The organism is Candidatus Magnetobacterium casense, assembly GCF_000714715.1.
Classification (GTDB): domain Bacteria; phylum Nitrospirota; class Thermodesulfovibrionia; order Thermodesulfovibrionales; family Magnetobacteriaceae; genus Magnetobacterium; species Magnetobacterium casense.
The window spans coordinates 16,767-38,650 of sequence record NZ_JMFO01000023.1 but is presented as its reverse complement, the minus strand read 5'-3'; the positions used below and the strand labels follow the sequence as shown (position 1 = coordinate 38,650).

At 49.1% G+C, this 21,884-nt stretch carries 21 protein-coding genes, 2 tRNA genes, 1 other RNA gene and 1 pseudogene; 15 read left to right on the top strand and 10 right to left on the bottom strand.

What is annotated here, in order from left to right:
• Nucleotides 1-224 precede the first annotated feature (224 nt).
• Nucleotides 225-896 (bottom strand): annotated as a pseudogene (locus Mcas_RS19425) (methyl-accepting chemotaxis protein); the annotation flags it as partial.
• Between the two features lie 813 nt (nucleotides 897-1,709).
• Between Mcas_RS19425 and Mcas_RS11775 the strand changes: the two are divergent.
• The 9 genes from Mcas_RS11775 to rnpB all read left to right on the top strand — a co-directional run bounded on the left by Mcas_RS11775 (nucleotide 1,710) and on the right by rnpB (nucleotide 8,696).
• Nucleotides 1,710-2,078 carry a response regulator gene (locus Mcas_RS11775; protein WP_040335738.1) on the top strand — a complete coding sequence of 123 codons (369 nt, stop codon included), beginning with the start codon at nucleotides 1,710-1,712 and terminating at the stop codon, nucleotides 2,076-2,078.
• 10 nt (nucleotides 2,079-2,088) lie between these two features.
• Nucleotides 2,089-2,379 (top strand): STAS domain-containing protein, encoded by a 291-nt coding sequence (locus tag Mcas_RS11770; protein WP_040335737.1) that lies wholly within the window; start codon nucleotides 2,089-2,091, stop codon nucleotides 2,377-2,379.
• A 1-nt stretch (nucleotide 2,380) separates the two neighbouring features.
• Nucleotides 2,381-4,552 carry a chemotaxis protein CheA gene (locus tag Mcas_RS11765; protein ID WP_040335736.1) on the top strand — a complete coding sequence of 724 codons (2,172 nt, stop codon included), beginning with the start codon at nucleotides 2,381-2,383 and terminating at the stop codon, nucleotides 4,550-4,552.
• 33 nt (nucleotides 4,553-4,585) lie between these two features.
• A complete protein-coding gene (locus Mcas_RS19275; RefSeq protein WP_081853818.1) occupies nucleotides 4,586-4,771 on the top strand; it encodes an MCP four helix bundle domain-containing protein in 186 nt (61 codons plus the stop codon).
• Between the two features lie 4 nt (nucleotides 4,772-4,775).
• A complete protein-coding gene (locus Mcas_RS11760; RefSeq protein ID WP_052567309.1) occupies nucleotides 4,776-6,686 on the top strand; it encodes a HAMP domain-containing methyl-accepting chemotaxis protein in 1,911 nt (636 codons plus the stop codon).
• Nucleotides 6,687-6,712: 26 nt separating this feature from the next.
• Nucleotides 6,713-7,243 (top strand): Uma2 family endonuclease, encoded by a 531-nt coding sequence (locus Mcas_RS11755; protein WP_052567308.1) that lies wholly within the window; start codon nucleotides 6,713-6,715, stop codon nucleotides 7,241-7,243.
• 139 nt (nucleotides 7,244-7,382) lie between these two features.
• A tRNA-Ile gene (locus Mcas_RS11750) sits at nucleotides 7,383-7,455 on the top strand.
• 94 nt (nucleotides 7,456-7,549) lie between these two features.
• Nucleotides 7,550-8,314 (top strand): zinc ribbon domain-containing protein, encoded by a 765-nt coding sequence (locus Mcas_RS11745; RefSeq protein ID WP_040335735.1) that lies wholly within the window; start codon nucleotides 7,550-7,552, stop codon nucleotides 8,312-8,314.
• Nucleotides 8,313-8,696, top strand: an RNA gene (gene rnpB, locus Mcas_RS17750) — RNase P RNA component class A. Before Mcas_RS11745 ends, rnpB begins: the two co-directional genes overlap by 2 nt.
• Before the next feature lie 79 nt (nucleotides 8,697-8,775).
• Here the strand turns inward: rnpB and lptB are convergent.
• The gene (lptB, locus tag Mcas_RS11740; protein ID WP_040335734.1) at nucleotides 8,776-9,498 is read right to left on the bottom strand and encodes an LPS export ABC transporter ATP-binding protein; all 723 of its coding nucleotides are present in this window, start codon (nucleotides 9,496-9,498) and stop codon (nucleotides 8,776-8,778) included.
• On the bottom strand, nucleotides 9,499-11,154 hold the full coding sequence (gene pyrG, locus Mcas_RS11735; RefSeq protein ID WP_081853817.1) for a CTP synthase: 1,656 nt from the start codon (nucleotides 11,152-11,154) through the stop codon (nucleotides 9,499-9,501). It lies immediately after the preceding gene.
• Nucleotides 11,155-11,824: 670 nt separating this feature from the next.
• On the opposite strand from pyrG, the gene Mcas_RS11725 reads away from it, so the two are divergent.
• The 3 genes from Mcas_RS11725 to Mcas_RS11715 all read left to right on the top strand — a co-directional run bounded on the left by Mcas_RS11725 (nucleotide 11,825) and on the right by Mcas_RS11715 (nucleotide 14,720).
• Nucleotides 11,825-12,121, top strand: coding sequence for a hypothetical protein (locus Mcas_RS11725; RefSeq protein ID WP_156033339.1), 297 nt, complete (start codon nucleotides 11,825-11,827; stop codon nucleotides 12,119-12,121).
• 184 nt (nucleotides 12,122-12,305) lie between these two features.
• Nucleotides 12,306-13,796: an adenylate/guanylate cyclase domain-containing protein gene (locus Mcas_RS11720; RefSeq protein WP_081853816.1), complete on the top strand. Its 1,491-nt coding sequence runs from the start codon at nucleotides 12,306-12,308 to the stop codon at nucleotides 13,794-13,796.
• A 51-nt stretch (nucleotides 13,797-13,847) separates the two neighbouring features.
• Nucleotides 13,848-14,720 carry a decaprenyl-phosphate phosphoribosyltransferase gene (locus Mcas_RS11715; RefSeq protein ID WP_040335730.1) on the top strand — a complete coding sequence of 291 codons (873 nt, stop codon included), beginning with the start codon at nucleotides 13,848-13,850 and terminating at the stop codon, nucleotides 14,718-14,720.
• Nucleotides 14,721-14,961: 241 nt separating this feature from the next.
• Here the strand turns inward: Mcas_RS11715 and Mcas_RS11710 are convergent, their stop codons facing one another.
• The 5 genes from Mcas_RS11710 to Mcas_RS11695 all read right to left on the bottom strand — a co-directional run bounded on the left by Mcas_RS11710 (nucleotide 14,962) and on the right by Mcas_RS11695 (nucleotide 17,280).
• Nucleotides 14,962-15,342 carry a YraN family protein gene (locus tag Mcas_RS11710; RefSeq protein ID WP_052567305.1) on the bottom strand — a complete coding sequence of 127 codons (381 nt, stop codon included), beginning with the start codon at nucleotides 15,340-15,342 and terminating at the stop codon, nucleotides 14,962-14,964.
• 46 nt (nucleotides 15,343-15,388) lie between these two features.
• Nucleotides 15,389-15,466, bottom strand: a tRNA-Pro gene (locus tag Mcas_RS11705).
• Complete coding sequence (locus Mcas_RS16905) at nucleotides 15,457-15,852, bottom strand: MerR family transcriptional regulator (RefSeq protein ID WP_052567319.1); 396 nt, start codon at nucleotides 15,850-15,852, stop codon at nucleotides 15,457-15,459. The genes Mcas_RS11705 and Mcas_RS16905 overlap by 10 nt, the downstream gene beginning before the upstream one ends.
• Before the next feature lie 146 nt (nucleotides 15,853-15,998).
• Nucleotides 15,999-16,271, bottom strand: a complete 273-nt coding sequence (locus Mcas_RS11700) for an integration host factor subunit alpha (protein WP_040335729.1) — start codon at nucleotides 16,269-16,271, stop codon at nucleotides 15,999-16,001.
• A gap of 61 nt (nucleotides 16,272-16,332) precedes the next feature.
• A complete protein-coding gene (locus tag Mcas_RS11695) occupies nucleotides 16,333-17,280 on the bottom strand; it encodes a peptidylprolyl isomerase (RefSeq protein WP_040335728.1) in 948 nt (315 codons plus the stop codon).
• Nucleotides 17,281-17,496: 216 nt separating this feature from the next.
• Between Mcas_RS11695 and Mcas_RS11690 the strand changes: the two genes are divergently transcribed.
• From Mcas_RS11690 to Mcas_RS11680, 3 genes are all read left to right on the top strand, one after another.
• Complete coding sequence (locus tag Mcas_RS11690; protein ID WP_040335727.1) at nucleotides 17,497-18,480, top strand: KpsF/GutQ family sugar-phosphate isomerase; 984 nt, start codon at nucleotides 17,497-17,499, stop codon at nucleotides 18,478-18,480.
• 230 nt (nucleotides 18,481-18,710) lie between these two features.
• Nucleotides 18,711-19,187, top strand: coding sequence for a DUF29 domain-containing protein (locus tag Mcas_RS11685; RefSeq protein ID WP_052567303.1), 477 nt, complete (start codon nucleotides 18,711-18,713; stop codon nucleotides 19,185-19,187).
• A gap of 213 nt (nucleotides 19,188-19,400) precedes the next feature.
• Nucleotides 19,401-19,607, top strand: a complete 207-nt coding sequence (locus Mcas_RS11680; RefSeq protein ID WP_040335725.1) for a hypothetical protein — start codon at nucleotides 19,401-19,403, stop codon at nucleotides 19,605-19,607.
• A gap of 9 nt (nucleotides 19,608-19,616) precedes the next feature.
• Here the strand turns inward: Mcas_RS11680 and Mcas_RS11675 are convergent, their stop codons facing one another.
• On the bottom strand, nucleotides 19,617-20,879 hold the full coding sequence (locus Mcas_RS11675; RefSeq protein ID WP_040335724.1) for a (Fe-S)-binding protein: 1,263 nt from the start codon (nucleotides 20,877-20,879) through the stop codon (nucleotides 19,617-19,619).
• 34 nt (nucleotides 20,880-20,913) lie between these two features.
• Entirely contained in the window at nucleotides 20,914-21,759 is an 846-nt protein-coding gene (larE, locus tag Mcas_RS11670) for an ATP-dependent sacrificial sulfur transferase LarE (RefSeq protein ID WP_081853815.1), read from the bottom strand.
• Nucleotides 21,760-21,884 lie beyond the last annotated feature (125 nt).

Here is a 21,884-nt window from a genome sequence, read left to right as displayed (position 1 = left end):
AGAAGGGGGAGCACAACAGCTTCCCCTCAGAATCCTCTGACCGTAAGAGAAAAGAAAGGGGTGGCTCCGCTTCTTTTTCGCTCCAGGACGCTCCTGGCCCCTTCAGAACCCCCCGCAAGGGGAGGGGCGAGCCGCCCCGGGCACGAAGAAGTCCCCTTGACCCCATAATGCTCAACCCTGACGTTTATATAAAAACGCCTGTCCATGTACTTATCACAAGTGTTCTAGAAAAACGTGATTTCGTCCTCTTTAGCGTCATCGGCCTTGGCAACTACCTCATGTTTATGTGTATCGTGTTTATGCGTCGTCTTTCCGATTACATCGCGGTGGATGTCGCGCTGTTTTTTCATCACATAGTAGTTAAATATCTTATCGACATCAAACTCTGCCACGGAACAGTCTGTAGCACAGTGGTCATCCCCTTTCTGGAAACACTCCCTGAGGGTTGCCACATACTCGTCGATATCGACCATGCCACGGGTGATCAGCTCTATCTGTTGACGTGTTATATCCTGAAACTGGACATTTACAAGGGCGTCGATGATCTGCTCCGATATAATCTTGCTGCTGCTGCCCACCCGCTGAAGTATCTGTGTATTGAGATTGTTGAGCAGCTTGTATCCCTCCCCCATCCTCAGGAGCTGTCCTTCGATGGACTTTAAGAATTCCTCTTCGTCATGTTGGTGTTTTTTATCCAGTTTGACGGCGAAATTACCTTGAATTTGCTTTGCCATTGCGGTTATGGCATTTCCGATTTCGATTGCGGCCTTTTCAGAGTGTGCGGAGAGTTTTCGTACCTCATCGGCAACGACGGCAAAGCCGCGCCCGGACTCCCCGGCACGCGCTGCCTCTATGGCCGCATTTAACGCCAGGAGGTTGGTCTGGTCACTGATGTCCTTCATCATCTGAACCATGGCCTGCATATTGTTGGCGCTTTTTACCAGCTCTTCAACGATGTGGCTGTCCCTATCAAGTTCCACCAGGCGCTTCTCTATGTAGTTATACAGTACAGTGGAGGTCTCCTCGTTCTTTTCTATTGTCGTGTTCGACTGTCGGGCCAATGATTCACTCTCATCGTGCAGGGATGTCAACGTGCTGACCAGCTCGCCCATGGAACTGTCTGTCTCCCTTAGTTTTCTGATGATGCCATGAGCAGCCGCCTCGGTCTCATCGACCACGTTTGCAAGGTGCGCCGATGTGAGTTTATTAAACTTATTCAACAGGTCGCAAAAGGCCACGATCGTCTTGTTCCTTTTTTGATCAACTCCGTTCTTATAGCACATGGTAAGTATTACCTGTCTGTCATTGTCCGATAGTTGTGCGGGTGTTCTCCCGAGCTTTTTCAGCGTAAGCACATACAGCAGGACAATGGCAAAAACAACCCCTCCCACGCGTACAAAAGACGCTGCCGTAAAGCCCTTGTCTGTCAGAAAATATTCACCGACAGAGGCCATAACAATAAACACAAACGCTACACCTGAGTATAAACGTCTGAGAGTACCCCTCTCAAAGAAATATAGTTCGTTTGTTCCCATCCGGATTTATTATAACAGATTTAGCCTTGTTCAAACAATCCCTATGTTTACTTAAACGTGACATTGTCAAATTAATTTATGGATGGAAACTTGAACATAAACAGTGGTCAAGAATTCTTTTGCAATGTGTTATAATAATAAACATAATTATAAAGCTATACAGGAGGTTGTTTAATGGCTAAGAAGATTATGATCATCGATGATTCGGCCACTCTGAGGGAGGTTGTAAAGGCCACGCTGCTTAAGGCAGGTTATGAGGTGCTGGAGGCTGTGGATGGTAAGGATGCGCTAAAGAAGATCGCCGGACAGAAAATCAACCTGATCATATGCGACGTAAATATGCCAAATATGGATGGCATAACCTTTCTCAAGGAGATAAAGCAGCAGGCGGCACACAAGTTTGTACCAATCATCATGCTGACCACCGAATCACAGGAGGCCAAAAAACAGGAGGGAAAGGCCGCCGGGGCCAAGGCGTGGGTCGTAAAACCATTTAAACCTGAAACAATGCTGGCAGCCGTTGAAAAACTTATACTGCCGTGAGGATGACTTTATGCTGGTAAACGTTGAGCGAGACAATACGAAGCACAGGCTTACGGTAGACGGCGAAATGACCATAGTCAACGCCGTTGAACTAAAAAAGGCATTTACAGACAACCTGGCCGGCTGCTCGGAGGTGGAGTTAGACCTCTCCAAGGTAAGCGAGTTTGACTCCGCCGGCTTCCAACTGCTCCTGGCGTTGAAGCTGACGGCTCGTAAACAGAATAAGGGATTTCGTGTGACCATCCACAGCCTGGCTACTACACAGGCGTTGGAGTTATATAATATGAAGGGGGAGTTTTAACATGGAACTGGAATCCGTAAAAAAAACGTTTCTGGTTGAAACCAACGAGCTCCTGGTGGAGATGGAAAACGCCCTCCTTGCCCTGGAGGGAAGCAACGAAGACGCAGAGCTGGTAAATGTCCTGTTTCGCAGCGCCCACACCATTAAAGGTTCAGCCGGGCTGATTGGCCTGGACAGGGTCGTGTACTTCACACACAAGGTCGAGAGCGTGCTGGAGCGCCTCAGGCAACACGAACTGAAGATATCGGATGGATTGATCTCCGTCATGCTCAAGTGCAAGGACCACATGGCCGAACTGGTGCAGTTGAGTTGCACCTCTGACGATGAGCTTCCAGTCAGTATCATAACGGAGGGCGATAATATCCACGACACCCTGGCCCCATACCTCTTGCCGGGCCATGCCCCTGCTCCTGCCGCTACAACCACCGCTTCAACGCCCGATTGTTCAATCGGAGAATATACGGGGGATTCCTCATTTGGCAGCAGTTGTTGGCACATATCGTTGAGGTTTGGACGGGATGTCCTGCGCGATGGCATGGACCCGCTGTCGTTTATAAACTATCTGAAACGTTATGGCAATATAGTATATTTGACCACGTTGTATGCCTGTCTGCCCGATATCGGGGAGATGGACCCCGAGAGCTGCTACCTCGGTTTTGAGATTGCCTTTTGTTCTGATTTCACCAAGCAGGAGATCGAGGATGTCTTTGAATTTGTCAAGGAATCCTGTGTGATCAGGATTATACCGCCCCACAGTACCGCCCCGACGTACATGTCGCTCATTGACGAACTGGCCGAGGACAAGTGGCGCCTGGGTGAGATACTGGTCAAGAGCGGGGCAATAACCCGGAGAGAGCTTGATGAGGCACTCAAAAAACAGCAGTCTGACCCCGAACAGGAAAAACCCGCCATCGGTGACATCCTTGTCAAAGAGGGCGTGGTCCATCGCGATGTCGTAGAGGCGGCGGTTGATAAACAAGCCAAGCTCAGAAAGCCGGCCCCTTCGGATGAGGGCAAGACCATCCGTGTGGATGCCGCCAAGCTCGATAGCCTCATAAACCTCGTCGGAGAGCTTGTCATCTCCTCCGGAGGGATCAGGCAGCACGCACAGACGGTCAAGGACAGCACGCTGTCAAAGTCCTCCATGCTGATGAGCAGGCTCGTCAACGATATCCGCGACATAGCCATGAAAATGAGAATGGTGCCCATAGCAGCGACGTTTAACCGCTTCCAGAGGCTGGTACACGACACCAGCAGAGAGATAGGAAAAAGCATCGATCTTGTCATCAAGGGCGGCGATACCGAGCTTGACAGGACTATGATCGAAAAGCTCACGGACCCGCTGACCCACATCGTGCGCAACTCCGTAGACCACGGGATCGAACCCCCGCAAGAGCGTCTTGACGCCGGAAAACCGGCCAAAGGCACGATAACCCTCGATGCCTACCACGACTCGGGCAGCATAATAATCGCCATTTCGGATGACGGCAGGGGACTAAATGCAGATAAAATATGGCAAAAGGCCGTTAAAGTCGGCATCGTTGACCCCGACAAGAGACCACCGGACAACGAACTCTACAAACTGATCTTTGAACCGGGCTTCTCCACTGCCGAAGCTGTGACCAATCTCTCCGGCAGAGGCGTTGGGATGGACGTAGTCAGGCGAAACATCGAGGTCATGCGCGGCTTTGTCCAGATAGACACTGTGCTGGGACAATCAACCACAATGCTGATCCACCTGCCGCTAACGTTGTCCATTATCGACGGCTTTATGGTGGGCATCAGGGGTGCGTTTTACATAATCCCACTGGACATGGTCGTAAAGTGTTTCATTCTGACCGAAGAAAAACGAGAGATGATAGAAAAGCGCGGATACTTTGATTTCCGTGGCAAGGTAATTCCCTACATCGACCTGGCCGGCGTCTTTAACTCCAATGGCAGTGCACGGCACAGCGACAACATCGTGGTGGTTCAGTATGCCGGACAGAGCGTGGCCTTTGCCGTGGACAGGCTCTTTGGTGACGTGCAGGTGGTAATTAAAACCCTGGGCAAGGTCTATAAGGACGTAGAGGGCATAGCCGGTGCCACCATACTGGGCGATGGCACGGTGGCAATGATCCTCGATGTGCCGGGTATCATAAAGACCGTTCAAAACAGTGCCACAAAGGTGTGAAGACTATCATATTTATGATTGGTTAAACTTAATATGTTGTTATATAGGGAGGAAGATATGAACTGGTTTTACAATATGAGGATGAGGGCAAAACTAATAGGTAGCTTTGTTGTTGTCGCGTGTATAACGGTAATAGTAGGGACGTTCAGTATTGTGAATCTGAAAAAAATGGAAAGTGCGAGTACCTTTTTATATGAAAAGATGACCGTATTTATATGAAAAGATGACCGTACCAATAGGCCACCTTGGCGGTATAACCGAGTATTTTCAAAGATCAAGGGCCAATTTGATTGAAGTTGGGATAGCAACAACAAAAGAGGAGAGAACCGCATCACTCAAAAAGGTTAATGACTTTATGAGCAATATAGACAAATTGTCCTCGGAGTATGAAAAGACGATTTTTACGGATGAAGGAAAAAAAATGTATACCGGTTTTTTAGATGCCAAAAAGTCATATGCCCATATTATAGAGAAAGTCGCAGAGCTTGATAAGGCAGGAAAAAACGCGGAGGTCTTAGAGCTGATGCGCCACGAAGGCAGAAGGGCTATTGATACAGTAAGGGATACACTAGGTGTCCTAAAAGAAAGAAAGCTGCAACAGGCAAAAGAGACGGACGATTCAAATGACGCTCTTTCCAAAAAGGCGACAAATCTGATAATATCCACAACAATAGCAGGATTTATCATGGCTGTATTGTTGGGCATGTTCATCTCCAGTGCAATAGGCAAACCCGTCAACGCAATGGTGGCGGCGGCGGATAAGATAGCCAAGGGCGACCTCAACATCAAGATCGAGCATGACACAAAGGATGAAATAGGTATGCTTGCGCAATCCTTAAGGGGTGTCATCAGCAACATATCCGCCCTTACAAGCGATGCCAACATGCTGGTCAGTGCAGCGTTGGATGGCAAACTCGCCACGCGTGCGGATGCCTCCAGGCACGAGGGGGACTATCGCAAGATCGTCGATGGCATCAACAACACGCTCAATGCCGTAGTTGGCCCGCTGTCCAAGGCAGCCACCTACATAGACAGGTTAAGCAAGGGCGATACGCCTGAGAGAATTACAGAGGAATACAAGGGTGATTTCAATGACATCAAGACCAACCTCAATGCCCTGATCGACGCCACCAATGCAATAACCGCCATAGCAAAGACGATCGCAAAGGGAGACCTCACCGTAGAGATACGGGAGCGCTCCGACAAGGATGAACTGATGAGGTCGCTTGCCTCGATGGTGGATAAGTTGGTTGACGTGCTCTATGATATAAAGTTGTCCTCTGGCAGCGTAGCCGATGGCAGTAGCAATCTCAGTGCGGCTTCCGAGCAGTTGTCTCAGGGGGCCACGGAGCAGGCCGCCGCGGCAGAGGAGGCATCCTCATCGATGGAAGAGATGGCCTCAAATATCAGGCAAAGCACCGACAATGCCCAGCAGACCGAAAAAATAGCAAGACAGGTGGCAGAGGATGCCATAGACAGTGGCAAAGCTGTGGCCGAAACCCTCAATGCCATGAAAGAGATAGCCAGCAAGATCACCATTATTGAGGAGATCGCACGGCAGACAAATCTCCTTGCCTTAAATGCGGCCATCGAGGCGGCACGTGCCGGGGAGCATGGCAAGGGCTTTGCCGTCGTAGCCTCCGAGGTCAGACAACTGGCCGAGCGCAGTCAGACGGCAGCCGGGGAAATCACCACCCTGGCCACCACAAGCGTGGAGGTCGCCAACAGGGCAGGTGGAATGTTGGCCAAGATCGTACCCGATATCAAGAAGACCGCAGAGCTTGTCCAGGAGATAAGCGCATCCAGTGTCGAACAAAACACGGGGGCAGAACAGGTAAACAAGGCCATACAGCAACTGGACCAGGTGATACAGCAAAACGCCTCCGCCTCCGAGGAGATGTCATCCACCGCCATAGAACTATCCAATCAGGCAGACCAGTTGCAACGGGTCATATCTTTCTTTAAGATGCCCGAAGATATGAGCGACAGACAGGCATCTGTCAAACAACAAACGGGTAAGTCGAATGTCAGAAAAAAACCGCTTGCCATCTCCAGAGATGCAAAAAAAACTAAGGAAAAGACAGGCACCACCGTCAGGATACATGACGACGACAGCAACTTTGAGAGCTTCTGAGTACGGGAGGACTATGGGAGGGTACGATGAATAGTGCATTGTTATATGAGCCGGATTTTGATTTGACGGAGATAATAAACGGGGAGGAAGTTGTGGGGCCTAGTCCATTTTGGAGTCATCAGTATATAGTTTCAAGATTGTTTCGGAAAATAGCTGATTATGCAGAAGGAAAAGACCTCGGAGAGGCTAACATCTCTCCGCTTGACGTTATACTTGAAGATGACATGAACAGGCTCCAGCCAGATATCGTATTTATCAGGAAGGAGAACCTGTCAATAGTGCAAGACTGGGTCCGCGGGGTACCCGACCTGGTCGTGGAGGTAGTGTCAAGGGGGTCTGTTGCAAGGGATACGGTGACAAAGAAGGAAGTATATGAGCACTATGGGGTTGAGGAGTATTGGCTCGTGTTTGCTGACCTTGAGTGTATAGAGGTCTTTGTGCTTGATGGTGGCCGGTACGGATTGTTTTCCGTTGCCGAGGGTGAGGGGACGGTAAGGTCAAGGGTGCTGGAGGGGTTTGAGGTGGCAATTGGTAAAATCTTTGGTAGTGCGCTTTAGCAGGGCAGAGGGGAAGACGGTTCAGGCAGTATAAATAAATTTTTACACCCCCTTGACCTATTGCACTGGCAGAGGTTATTATATAGATGCAAGAGCGGCAGCGTCGGAACCGGAACATCGGAGTCGGCAGCAGCAGTGAGGGCCCATAGCTCAGTTGGTAGAGCTACCGGCTCATAACCGGTTGGTCCCAGGTTCGAGTCCTGGTGGGCCCATTTATTCAATGCTTTTTCTTTAAGAGTACGAGTTTGGGTGTGCAAATAACGCAAAGGGGTAGGATTAATTTGGGGGCAAACAGGAGGCAGATATATGATAAAGGAGCTCAGTCTCCTAAAGGACATTCAGGTTTTCGATACGGAGATACTCAGACTCAAGACCAGGACACAGAATCTACCTCGTGAGCTAAACACCTTTGACCAATCATACAAAGAGGCAAAGGTCGATTTTGACAAATTGAAGGCTGAACTGGATGCAGCGGCAAAGAAGCGCAACGAGTTTGAGCGACTGGTTGCAGAGAAAGTTGACAGAATAAAAAAGCTCAAGGAAAAAACAAACGACATAAAAACCAACAAGGAGTACCAGTCTCGTCTGAAGGAAGTTGAACAGGTAGAGAGGGAAAAGCGGACAATAGAGGACGAAATCCTCCTCCTGATGGAGAGGGCAGATGTTATAGAGAAGGCACTAAAAAGTGCCCAAAAGCGGTTGAATATAGAAACAGGTAAGATTGAAGAAAAACGCACTGCCATCACAAAAGAAGTTCAAATTGTCGAAAAAGAGTTGCAAACACTCACCGAAAAACGTGATGACCTCATAAAACTCCTGAATAAGCCTGTGTATGATAAGTACATGTATCTGTTGCAGCGCAAAAACTCCCTTGCCGTAGTCAAGGCAGACAAGGAGGTGTGTCTTGGCTGTTACATGAACATACCGCCGCAATTGTTTGTAGAGGTGATGAGAAACGATCGTATAATCACGTGCCCCCAGTGTGGTAGGATCATGTACTATGACGACGGCAAAGAGCGGGAACAGGAAGAACTCGAAAGGGGTGAGCATATACATCAGCAGGCGTTATAAAGCAGACCATGCGGCCGCCCTTGTCAACGCAGGGGAGGAAAGTCCGAGCTCCATAGGGCAGGACGGTTGTTAACGACAACCGGGGGTGACCCCAGGGAAAGTGCCACAGAAAATACACCGCCCACAAAACACACTTCCACCGTGGGTAAGGGTGAAATAGTGAGGTAAGAGCTTACTGTTCCCTGTGGCGACACAGGGCAGAGGTAAACCCCGTCCGGAGAAAGGTTGAATAGGTTTCACTCCACCGCAGAGTGCCCACTCTGTTGCTGGCAATCGCCGGCAAGGTGAAACGGGTAGCAACCGCACAAGGCCGATAGTAATATCACTGGCCTCAGACGAATGGTCGCATAACACAGAACTCGGCTTACGGTCTGCTTTATAACGCATGTTGATCGTATGCGCTACGGACAAAAAAAAAGCACGCAAGAACGGCTTGGTCTCCAATGCAGTTCCCGGTGGTATTATAGTGTAAAATCTTCTCCCAGGTAGGCCTGTTTAACGGTGTGATTGCTTATAATCTTCTGCGGCGTGCCTTCATCGAGCACCCGTCCGTGGCTTATTATATAGGCCCTGTCGGTTATGGAAAGGGTATCTCGGACGTTGTGATCAGTGATTAGTATACCGAGTCCTCTGTCTTTGAGATACAGCAGCATTTTTTTTAATTCTATTATAGCAATTGGATCGATCCCTGTAAATGGCTCGTCAAAGAGTATGAAGGTCGGCTCTGTGGCGATAGCCCTGGCGATTTCGGTTCTGCGTCTTTCGCCCCCTGAGAGGGTATAGCCATGGCTAGCGGACAGGTGTGAGAGCTTAAACTCATCGAGTATCTGCTGAGTCGTGTCATTGAGCTGCACCTTGTCCTTACCCGTAAGCTCAAGCACTGCACGGATGTTATCCCGGACACTCAACTTCCTGAATATTGAGGCCTCCTGCGGCAGATACGTGATCCCCTTCCTGGCACGCAGATACATCGGCTGATTGCCGATCTCTTCGTCGTTGAGGTAGATGCTCCCGTGGTCCTGGCGGATTATGCCGGTGAGCATGTGGAAGGTGGTGGTCTTACCGGCGCCATTTGGCCCCAGCAGTCCGACGATTTCCCCGGTGTTAAGCGTCAGGCTGAGGTCTTGCACCACCGTCTTTTTAGAGTAGCTTTTTTTGAGTCCCGTGACCGTTATCGTGTCCATCTACGGAAACAGAGACCTCTTCTCCCTGAGAGCTGCGGCAATAAACGCCCTGAACAGCGGGTGTGGGTCTGTCGGTCTGGACTTGAACTCTGGGTGAAACTGACAGCCAACAAACCAAGGATGCTGAGTTTGAGGGAGTTCCACGATTTCGACAAGCTGTTTGTCCGGGCTTACCCCGCTTATGACCAGGCCTTTTAATTCAAGGTTCCCTCTGTAGGCGTTGTTGAACTCATAGCGATGTCGGTGTCTTTCGGATATTTCGGCGGCTCCATATGCCTGATGGCTCAAAGAACCGGACTTCAGCACGCAGGGATAACTCCCAAGCCTCATCGAACCGCCCTTCTGACTCTGCATGGTTCGCTCCTGGAGGGCGTTTTGTCTGTGGTCGTACCAAGTCTGCATCAGGTATATAACCGGGTCGGGGGTGTGTTCGTCAAATTCGGTGCTGTTGGCCCCGTCAAGGCCACAGACGTCTCTGGCAAACTCTATGACGGCACACTGCATACCCAGACATATGCCAAAGTACGGTATCAGCTTTTCCCTAGCGTAGTTGACAGCCGTTATCTTGCCCTCGATCCCCCTGTGACCAAAGCCACCCGGCACCAGTATGCCATCGACCTCAGACAGGGCCATGTAGCCCAACGTGCCCTCTATCTCTTCGGAGTCGATCCACTGGAAATTGACGCGCACGTCGTTTGCAATTCCGCCGTGGATCAACGCCTCGATCAGGCTCTTATAGGCGTCCTTGTACTCGGTGTACTTGCCCACAAGGGCTATGGTAACCTGCCCCGAGGGACCCTTTATGCGCCGGACGACATCCGTCCACCGCTCCAACATAGGCTCAGGCGATGACAACCGCAGGGTACGGTTTATCAGCTCATCCAGCCCCTCGTTGTGCAGCGTCAGCGGCACCTCATATATGGTATCGACATCCACCACACCCACCACGGAACCAACATCGAGGTTGCAGTGCAGTGCGATCTTGTGCTTCATATCCGCAGGCAACGGCCTGTCGCAGCGACACAACAGGGCATCAGGCTGTATGCCGATCTCCCGCAGCTCCTTGACACTGTGCTGAGTGGGCTTGGACTTCAACTCCCCTGCGCTCTGGATGTAGGGCACAAGGGTCAGGTGCAGGTACATGCAGTTGTCCCTGCCAACGTCGTAAGGCATCTGCCGGATAGCCTCCATAAAGGGCAGACTCTCTATGTCTCCGATGGTGCCACCAATCTCCACGATCACGATGTCCCTGTCGCCGGCTGCGTTCTTTATGACGGACTTGATCTCATCGGTGATGTGCGGAACCACCTGGATGGTCTGTCCGAGGTAGAGACCTTCTCGCTCTTTCTTGATGACGTTGTAGTATATCTTACCGGTTGTGAAGTTGTTTGCGATTGTGGCACGCACGTGTGTAAAGCGTTCGTAGTGACCTAGATCGAGGTCTGTTTCTGTGCCGTCGTCGGTTACGAAGACCTCGCCGTGTTGAAACGGACTCAGCGTACCGGGGTCAATGTTTATATAGGGGTCTAGTTTCTGGAGAGTAACAGTCAATCCCCTTGCCTCAAGGAGCGCCCCCACGGCTGAAGCCGCTATCCCCTTGCCCAGCGATGAGACAACCCCCCCTGTTAGAAATATGTATTTAGCCACTGCTGCCACCTTTCTAAGGAGACCTTTGTCAGGGCATCCTGTGTCTCATATTGCTTCGATACGTTTTCTAAAGTGATCATAATCATTGATCGTAATTATAACAGAATGCCGGCAGGAATGTTTATCCACATTTGTAATAAAAAAATTCTTTGCCTTTTTTTCATTACAAGTGGTATAATATTCTGGAAGCACAGATGTTAGGGGGAGACTTTGACTTGACCGAAATAATTAATGGAGTGGAGGTGATGGGGCCTAGTCCGTTTGGGAAACATCAGAGCATTAGCTGGAAATTGAATGATATAACAAGCCAACACATAAAGAAAACCAGGCTCTTGCAGATTTTGAGTGGGTAGAATCAACAACCCCATGTATGGGCAGTAGGGAAGGAGAAATGGTAAGCCTTGTCATGTTGCCTATAGTCTCCAATGTCTTCGAGGGAAAGCCTATAAATAACAATGCGGTAGATTATACTACCCGCTCCGGTTGGTCGCTAACCTTAAGTTGAGTTACCCACATGAAGTAAGAAGGAACCATATTTTCAAAGGTCATAGAATGAGCTTTTTGAACACAGGTACCACAATCAAGTGAGTTTCAGTGGTGAAAGCTGTGGACGTGAGTTTGATGCTATAGACATTTACATTGGTAGTATGGTAAGGTATTGATTAGTATGATAATTTTCATGAACCCTGATGACATTATCAAGACAGGTAAGTGTCTGAAAGCTTACAGGACACATATACTGATTGCCTTATTGCTGCCTCTGCTGATATCATGCACGGATGTCGCTCTAGGTGGTAAGGCAGCCCCTGATGTCAAAAAAGACCCGAGCATCTCTAATTTGCCCCCGAAAAAACCTGTACACATAAAGCTAAAACGAAACTTCAAGGGCGAATACAGTTGGGACCTCACAGGGGATAACCTAAAGGACATGCTTAAGCTCAACGCTGAACTGCAAAAGGAATTCCCTGGACACTGAGCTTAGGGGATTGTCTGAACCATGATTAAACGGATTAAGAGGATTAACAGGATAACGGAATGTATAAAAGGGGTCAAGGGGGTTGGCCCCTTTTTTTCTTGTATGCAGGCAATTTTGATACCCGAAAAAACTTGAATCCAATCAGTATAGCATAGTTGTTGCGTGATATGTTAGTATATTCATTATGCCTTTATTGAGAGTCAAGAGAGAAGGGGAAGAGGACGAGGTCATAGCAATAGTGAAGGATGTTATGACCATCGGGAAGTTCTCCACGGACGGGACGTCGCATAACGACATAAGCCTTGATGACAAGACCGTATCTCGCCATCATGCCAGGATATCCAGGAAAAACGACCGGTACTATATAGAGGACCTCAGGAGCAAAAACCACACCTACGTCAACGACCAGGAGGTCAAACGAGTGCACCTCAAAGACGGTGACGTGATAAGCATAGGGTTGAGCACAATCTTGTTTGAGGAGGAGCAAGCCAGGGAGCCTGACCCCATTGCACACACCCAGGTGTTTGAGGAGCTTGAGTTGTCCAAGACTGTTGATCTCAATTATCTTGTGATCCACCAGATAAGCGAAAAACTGACAAAGGTCACCAATCTGAGCGAGTTCTATCAGTATGTAATGGACATGCTGCTGTTGACCATAAAGGCAGAAAAGTGTCTGCTGCTTATCTCTGATAGTGGCGGTGGTTTGCGTTGTCGTGCCTGCCGAGGTAGTGACAATACTTACAGCCGGAGCCTTGTACAGAGGGTATTGGATACAAATCAGGCAGTAAGCACTGATTCCAGGGACGATTATTCAACACGGACGGCCTCCCGCGACGTTAAGGCAATCATATGTGCGCCCATTACAGGAAACAATGTACCTATTGGCGTCATATATCTTGAGGACAGCCGGTTTGAGCAGTTCAGCGAAAATGACCTGACCTTGCTCACCTCTGTCGCAAACAACGTGTCATCCGGTATAGAGCGCATATCCCTGTACGAAAAGATACGTGAAGAGGCTGTGATCAAGAGTAACCTGGAACGCTTCCTCTCCCCCGGCGTTGTGGCAAAGGTAACCGAAGACAGCAGAAAGAAGGGGCGTATATCCTTTGATGCGGAAAAGCTCGACGCCTCGATCCTGTTTTCGGATATAAAGGGGTTTACCGCCATGTCGGAGCGCCTTGACCCGCACGAAATAGCCAGACTCCTCAACGACTACTTTGAGATCATGACGGCAATAGTCTTCCGGTACGAAGGCACGCTGGATAAATACGTAGGGGATGCTGTTATGGCCGTTTTTGGGGCGCCACTTCCGTACAAGCATCATGCCTGCAATGCGGTACTTGCGGCCATTGAGATGCAGAATAAGCTGAAGGTCTTTAAGTCCGGCCTTGACAAGAGACTGCAGTTTGACATACGGATCGGCATAAACACTGGCGAGGTGGTTACCGGCTACATGGGTTCCCCGCACAGGATGGAGTACACGGTACTAGGGGAGGCCGTAAACGTTGCCGCAAGACTTGAATCGTTGGCACAGCCAGGTGGGATATTTATCGGCAAACTGACATATGAGCAGAGCAAAGACAAGATCGACTCCGCCTTCATCGGAAGAATAAAGACCCCAAAAGGTGAAAAAGACATGGACATCTACAAGGTGATCGGTTTAAAGAAGTCATAGCATGCCGGTTGAAATACACCGCAACCGGCAAATCAGGGAAAACCCAAGGGGATGTTGCCCGCTATCGAAATGCGCTATAAAAACCACATCAGGTTGCTACGTCCGCGGCACTGGTTAAAGAACCTCTTTGTGCTTGCAGCGCCGTTTTTTGGTGCCGGATTGTTTCGTCTTGACAGGGTTGGCATGGCCGCAGGGTCCGTCATTGCGTTCTCTATGGCTGCCAGTGCCACATATATCATCAACGACATCATAGACAGAAAGAGGGACCTTCTGCATCCGGACAAGGCCATGCGGCCCATTGCGGCTGGATTGGTTGGTATACGGGAGGCGTTAATCCTGTGGGGTGTGTTGCTAGGGGTGGCGCTGATGCTGGCATACAGGATAAACGTGGGGTTTTTTTCCTGCGTGATAGTCTATGCAGTTGTCCAGATAGCGTACTGCCTGTATCTGAAGGGGGTTGCCCTTGTAGATGTGTTTATTGTGGCGATGGGGTTTGTCATCCGCGTGATAGCCGGCGGGGAGGCCTTTGGGATCGTGGTATCGGAATGGCTTCTGGTGTCGATGCTCATGGTCTCTCTGATGCTTGCAACGGGCAAGCGTATATCCGAGGCCGCCCTCCTGAGCGCCCTGGCAAAGAGGCACCGCAGCAGCATGGACGATTTCCCGCCCGAACTCCTCCATGACGTCCTGGTGATCACCTCCGCAGCATCACTGATATCGTATGCGTTGTACACGGTTGAGCAGTCCAAAAATCTCGTCTACACCGTGCCCATTGTCACCTTTGGACTGTTTCGCTACCTGCACCTGGCACATCAGGGCAAGGGCGACCCCACGGAGGCCATGACATCAGACAAATGGCTCGGACTCACCGTGCTGTTGTGGCTGGCAATAGTGGCGCTTTTGAGGTACAACTATTTCGTGTGAAGACAGCCGAGAGCTTCACACATTAGGATTGAGTATTATGGGGTCAAGGGGACTTTTTTCCGGCCGGGGCGGGTGCGACCCGCTTGCGACAAGATTGCGCCTCGCCCCTCTCCTTGCGGGGGGGTCTGAAGGGGCCAGGTGCGACCTGGAGCGAAAAAGAAGCGGAGTCGCCCATTTCTTTCTTCTTTACGTACTTCTTTATGTATAAAATTAATTATGGGCAGATACTTATGACAGACAATCAGAGTTCAAAGGCATCCTTTATGTGTTGCAGGCTTTTGCGATAGATTGGCGAATGTTGGTTGTGTGTGAGTTTTACGCTGATTACATCGAACCTTACCGACGGTTCAGGGGATATTCCCTGCATGTACAACAGTGCCGTGTTTAATATCTTCTTACGTTTCCTGAAGGTAATGGCCTCAACCGGTTGTCCAAAGGTGTCGCTCATTCTGGTCTTTACCTCTACAAACACCACTGTTTGGCCATCTTTTGCTATGAGGTCAATTTCGCCGGCGTCATTTCTGTAATTTTTCTCTACGATAGTGTATCCGAGTTCTTTAAGGTAGCACATGGCAACCCACTCGCCGTATTTGCCAATGAGGAGTTTTTTTGTCATCAACATTTGCCGGAAAACCACATAAATAAAAAAACCAAATACTGATAAAAATTGGTCGGGGCGACCCGATTTGAACGGGCGACCACTCGCACCCCAAGCGAGTGCGCTATCCAGGCTGCGCTACGCCCCGCCTTCCTTTAAACGATACAAAATCTCCCTTAACCGTGTGCGAATCATATCAATGGTCTCTCGCAACTCTACATCGGCGACATCTTCGCTATCTTCCCTGACCATGTCCATGTACTTGGAACCCAACTTTTTACGCACACCCTCTATAGTAAAACGCTCTTCGTACAACAAGCGTTTTATTTCAAGCAGCATTTCGATGTCTTTCTTCTGATACATCCGCTGCCTCGACTTGCCCTTACGCGGTCTGAGGAAACTGAACTCCGTCTCCCAGTACCTCAAGACATAAGGCTCCAGCTTTGTTATACTGCTAACTTCGCCGATTTTGTAGAACAGCTTATGCGGCAGTTCCTCTCGCTCATCCTGAGTGACTACCGGCGACTTAAGCATATACCTGCCTCTGTACCGAACTGCACCATGTCGCTGCTGCAACCCCGGCTACTGTTGCAACCCCACTTACTGTTGCAACCCCGGTCACTGATGCAACCCCGGTTGACCCGACAGCATAATCTCTGATACCCGGTTGCACATACTAACTACTCTACCGTAGCCTTTAAGAAGCTACTTGGCTTAAAGGTAATAACCTTCCTTGAGGTTATCTCTATATCCTCACCGGTTTTTGGATTTCTGCCCCGTCGCGGTCTTTTGCTGCGGACGTTAAACGAGCCAAATCCGGATATCTTTATCGAGTCACCATCAGCAAACGTCTGCTTCATCGTCTCAAGTATAATCTCAATAATCTCCTCAGCTTCTTTTTTTGGGAGACCAACGTTTTCAAACAACGCATTCACTATATCGGCCTTTGTCATACCCTATCAAGATTAATTATATCAATAATTTAAGGGTTTGTCAAGACTTTTTTAAAGCGCTTTATAGCATTACCTTTATAAACCTCTTTTCTTTTAAGGATTTTATCCAATCCCTGAAAGCCCTCTTTGACTTTTCTGCAAACAGGTCCCTGCGCACCTCATCCCTGGCCTGCCCTTCGTTATCAATTTCCTTCTTTTCAACCAACTGTACGATATTCATCCCCTTGTCGGTTACAAATATCTTGCTGAACTGTCCTTGCTTTAGCTGTTGCACATTGGCGAGGAAGTCCTTGTCCATTTCTTCCTTGCTGATAAAGCCGAGGTCGCCGCCGTTTGAGGCATTGGGGCCATCAGAGTACTGCGCTGCCAGTTTGCCAAAGTCCTCACCCCCGAGCAACTTCCCATAGACATCCTCGGCCATCTTTTTGAGCGCCAGTCCTTCACCGGCAGGTTTATCCTTACCGGTTTCAGACATCTTTGATATGAGGATCAGCCGTATTCTGTACTGGCTGGAAACAGTGTCGGGTTTTTTGTTTTTGAGTCTTTGGGTTATCTCATCCTCGCTCACGATCACTTTAGCGGATACCACGGAATTGCCCAACTTGCTCAACAGTATTTGCTCACTCAACCGCTGCTTGTACTCCTCCACGCTAAAGCCCTCTTTTTTGAGCACCTCGAAGAAGTCCCGTTCCGATAAGGAGTACTTACGCCTGATGTCCTCAATTGCCGCATCCACTTCGGACTTTGATACCCCGATGTTGTGACCCTCGGCATACATAAGCTGCACCTTGATGTCGATCAACGTATCAAGAAACTCACGTTCATGCTTACCCATAAAGGCAGCCTTTTCCGGGCCGCTGAGATTTTTGAGTTCATCCCTCATGTCAAACTCCATGGCCCTGTACAGCTCTCCCCACGTAATAACCTCCTTGTCTATCACCGCCACAACACGGTCAAGAACCACCGCCCCTGCCTCCGGGCAGTTAAGCAGCAACACTAAAAGCAACATTACATACCTCAATTGCCATCGATTTTTGATCTCTATCACCACCTTTTTTTTATTACTTTATCGTATCCTTAAAAATAACATTGTTTACATTGTGACATATCAACATAAAAAAGTGCAAGAATGAAGATTAAAAGTGATTGCTCTATCTTGACATTCCTTTTATTGACCCCTTACAATAATGACGGTGCTTTTAGCTGAATTACAATACAACAGACAATGCAAGATAGTACTCAAGATAGAACCATAGAGATTGCCAGGGGGGTTTTACGGATTGAGGCCGAGTCGATCCTGGCCCTTTTGGATAGGGTGGATGGCAGTTTCCTTGCGGCAATTGACATCCTCTATCACAGCACGGGCAAGGTGGTGATAACGGGTATGGGTAAGTCCGGCCTGATCGGCAAGAAGATCGCCTCAACGCTTGCCTCAACAGGGACTCCGGCGTTCTTCATCCACCCGGCAGAGGCCGGACACGGAGACCTCGGCATGATCACCCCACAGGACGTCATCGTCGCCATCTCCAACAGCGGTGAGACGGATGAGGTGCTAATGCTCCTGCCGTTTTTTAAACGCTATAGCCTTGAAATCATTGCCATGACCGGTAATGTATCGTCTTCGTTGTCGAGGGCTGCCAGTGTAACCATTGACATATCGGTCAAGGAGGAGGCCTGTCCGCTGGGGATTGTGCCCACATCCTCGACCACGGCTGCCGTTGCCATGGGCGATGCCATAGCGGTTGCGTTGCTTGTTAGGAGGGGGTTTGACAAGGAGGCATTTGCCTTCTTTCATCCGGGTGGGAGTCTTGGCAAGAGGCTAATTACGCGCGTCAATGACCTCATGCACAGCGGGGATGCCCTGCCACTGGTTACGCTCACAACTCCAATGATGCAGACGGTCATCGAAATATCCTCCAAGCGTCTGGGGGTTGCCGTGGTGCTGGATGCCGATAAGCGACTCGCCGGTATCGTCACGGATGGCGACCTCAGAAGGGGGTTGCAGCGGTGGGGCAAGGGGTTTTATGACATGGACACCGCCGCCATTATGACACCTTCCCCGCGCGTGATCTTTGAGGATGAATTGGCTGCAAAGGCCCTGGCGGTGATGGAGGCGCAGAGTATCACGTCGTTGGTGGTGCCCGATCAAAACGGCCTCGTAAAAGGCATCATACACATACACGACATGCTCAGAAGCGGCATCGTATGACAAGAATAAGGAAGAAGGGGGATGGCGGTGGCTGCATGACCACGGTTGTTTGTGGTGCCTACCCTACCCTATGTCTCTACCATAGAAAACCTCGCTGTGACCACTACACGCAAGAATAAGTTATGTTTATTCTAACGCTTTACCTTCATCTAAACAGTCGAAAACCCTTCAGCATCATTTAGATGTCTCTCATAGCACATTTTTCTGCCAGTGTGTGGTAGAATATATCTATGGAAACACAGACGTTAGAAAGAGGTTTGGATACCTCAACAGAGGAATGTTTGTATGAAACTGATTTCTACCAATGGTCTTTGAAGACAGCAGAACTGATAAGACAAGGCAGATTCGCCGAGCTTGATATAGAAAATATAGCCGAGGAGATAGAGAGTTTGGGAAAGAATAATAAAAGGGAGTTATCAAGCAGATTAGTAGTGTTAATAATGCACTTACTTAAATGGCAACATCAACCTAAAAGAAGGTCTAAAAGTTGGAAAACAACAATAAATACTCAGAGGGTAGAGCTTGAACTCCTATTTAAGCAAAGTCCAAGTTTAAAGTATGCTATAGACGATGTTATAGAATATTCCTTTGAAAAAGCAAAACTATTATTTGAAGATGAAACAAATATTTCTAAAAAGGCATTGCCTGAAAGCTGTCCTTATTCTTTCGAACAATTATACGATTATTATTTTATGCCTAACGGATAGAATCGGCTTATTATACTTTCAAAGATCATAGAACGAGTTTTTTGAACAACCGAAGGTTCAAAGTTTAAAGAATCAGAGGGTTGTAAAATACTCAAAATATCACCTTACTCAGTATAGTTAGCTTAAAGGGGTTGATGGCAAGCGTAGTGTGAGTTTGTGAACTTGCATGTCGCCGTTTTATGGATAAGTAACATATTTTTTAAGGAGGGCCTTATGACGGATGAGAGTTTTTATTCCCTGATTAAAAAGTTGGAGGCAGCCTTCAGGGTTTTACCCTTAAACGAGTCATCGCTACAGATATACCACGAAAAGCTGCGGCATATCAGCGATGATGACTGGAGGCGGATAGTTGAAAAAATCATCGACACGGAAGACAATTTCCCGTCCATCTCCTGCATCAAGCGATTTATGGCTTCATAGTACCGATAACTATTGTAGGACATCCTGCCGGGGGGGACTCTCCCCTTCTTCAGGGTTGACAGGGTTGGCAGGGACGGCGTCATCAAGTTGAAACACCTCCGTAGGTTGAACGTCTTCGGTGCAGAGGGACTCCTCCAGCACCTCAATCAGGTGGAGGATTGGCCTTTCCGTCAGCCCCTTGCTCAACTGAAATATGCAGTTGGGACACGAGGTCACAACCACGTCACAGCCTGTACGCATCAATTGCGCACAAGTTGCCTCCAATATCCGCTCAGATGCCTCCTTGTGAAAAAAACTGTAGGTGCCACCAAAACCACAACACATATGTCTGCCAGGTTCAATGATATCGGCACCACACTGGGTTAATATCTCACGCGCCTCCGTCGTGTTCTGAAGGAAGTTTTTCTGATGACAGGGTTCATGGAAGGTGGCCTTTAGTTTTATCTGTTTCTTTTTTGTATTGATCTTATCCTTGAGGAAGGTCGATATGTCACAGACGTTGTTAAGCTCCTTGCCAATCAGCTTGGGATAATACTTCCTGAGGGCAACCACGCACGTTGGACACAAGGACAGGATGGCATCAACCTTTAAGCGGCTAAAAACCTCATAGTTTTTCTCCGCATAAGAGTGCGCATCAGCCTCCATGCCAAGTGACCGAAACGGTGCCCCGCAACATACCTCGGAATGAGGAAAGACAACCTCGTACTTAAGCGCATTTAACACCGCAGCCAACGAATAGGATAACTCCGGATAGATGTGCTTGACGCTGCACCCTGAGAACACCGCCACACGGCCTATCTTCTCTGCCGGCCTGAAGACCTCTGTTTTTTTAAAGGGATTTTCTATCAATCCCATCTTATGGGGCAGGAGCCTCATATCGGTGAGCTTCTTTTCCAGTATCTTCTGGAACGGCTTTATGACCTTGAGAGTCAGGTCGGTGTTTTTAAAGGCCAGCTTTGTCAGCAGTCTCAGGGTGGAGTGTCGTGAATCGGTCTCCTTTAAGAGAGTGCGGGCGTGATAAAAGACCTCGTCTATATCAATGTTCAGGGGGCAGGATACGGTGCAGTTGCCACACATCAGACAGCTAAATAGTTTGTCATTGAGCTTGACGCCTGGTTTAACCTGTCTTTCGGCAAGTGACTTGAGCAACTTCAGCCGTCCCCTGGCCGTATGGGTCTCCTGGTTGGTTGCATCAAAAGACGGACACTGTGCCTTGCACCCGCCACAGCGCACACATGACGATATGGCGTTTAGAAACTCTTTATCGTTCATTAATTGGTCTATTCGCTCCTTACGGTTGGCCGGGTCAGATTTGTTCCTTACTGTAGCGGGACAAGACCCTGTTTAGCTTTCCGCTGCTAAACCCCTCCAGGTCCAGTGTGACGTACTGAAAGCCGATCTCTCTGAGGGCCTTTACGATGTGCTGTCGCAGGTGTGGCTCAAGTGTACGTTGCAGCTCATCGGGCATCAGCTCAATGCGTGCGGTGTCTGCCTGTTTACGCACCCTTAGCTCTGTAAATCCCAGTTCCTTGATAACTGCCTCGGCCTCCCTGACCATCTGGAGCGATTTCAGCGTTATGGGTTCGCCATAGGGCAAGCGGGAGGACAGGCATGGCGACGATGCCCTGTCATGCGTAGGCAGCCCCCTACGACGCGATAAGAGACGTATCTCTTCCTTGGTTAGCCCTGCCTCCATCAACGGACTCCGTATGTCAAACCGTACATTGGCACGCAATCCCGGTCTGTAGTCCCCTGTATCGTCGGCGTTGCTGCCATCAACTATCACATATGGGGAGGGCATCTTTTGGGCCATCTCCCGGAGGGTCTTAAACAGACGACTCTTGCAGAAGAAACATCGCTCCGGCGTATTCTGGACGTATTGGGCATCGTTAAGCTCATCGGTGTGGACAAGCTCGTGTCTGACCCCAAAGATGGCTGTCATCTTACGCGCCATGTCAAGGTCATCCGGCGGTGTGGAGGCCGACACGGCTGTTACGGCCAGCACCCTGTCTGCTCCTCCGGTGTCCGACTCACATAAGACCTTCAACAAGAGCGTGCTGTCTACACCGCCTGAGTATGCCAACAGACAGTTGCCTGCCAGGGTCATAATGGAAACTAAATGTTTATATTTTTCTTCCGCAATGTCCGTCATTGTTGTGTCTTATTCCCTTATTATATACCTGTAAGCATTTTCAATCTCTTTCCATTGCACCATCTGCAAAATCCTATCATAACACATCGCAGTAAGATTGTGGTACTATCAATAATAGAGATGGC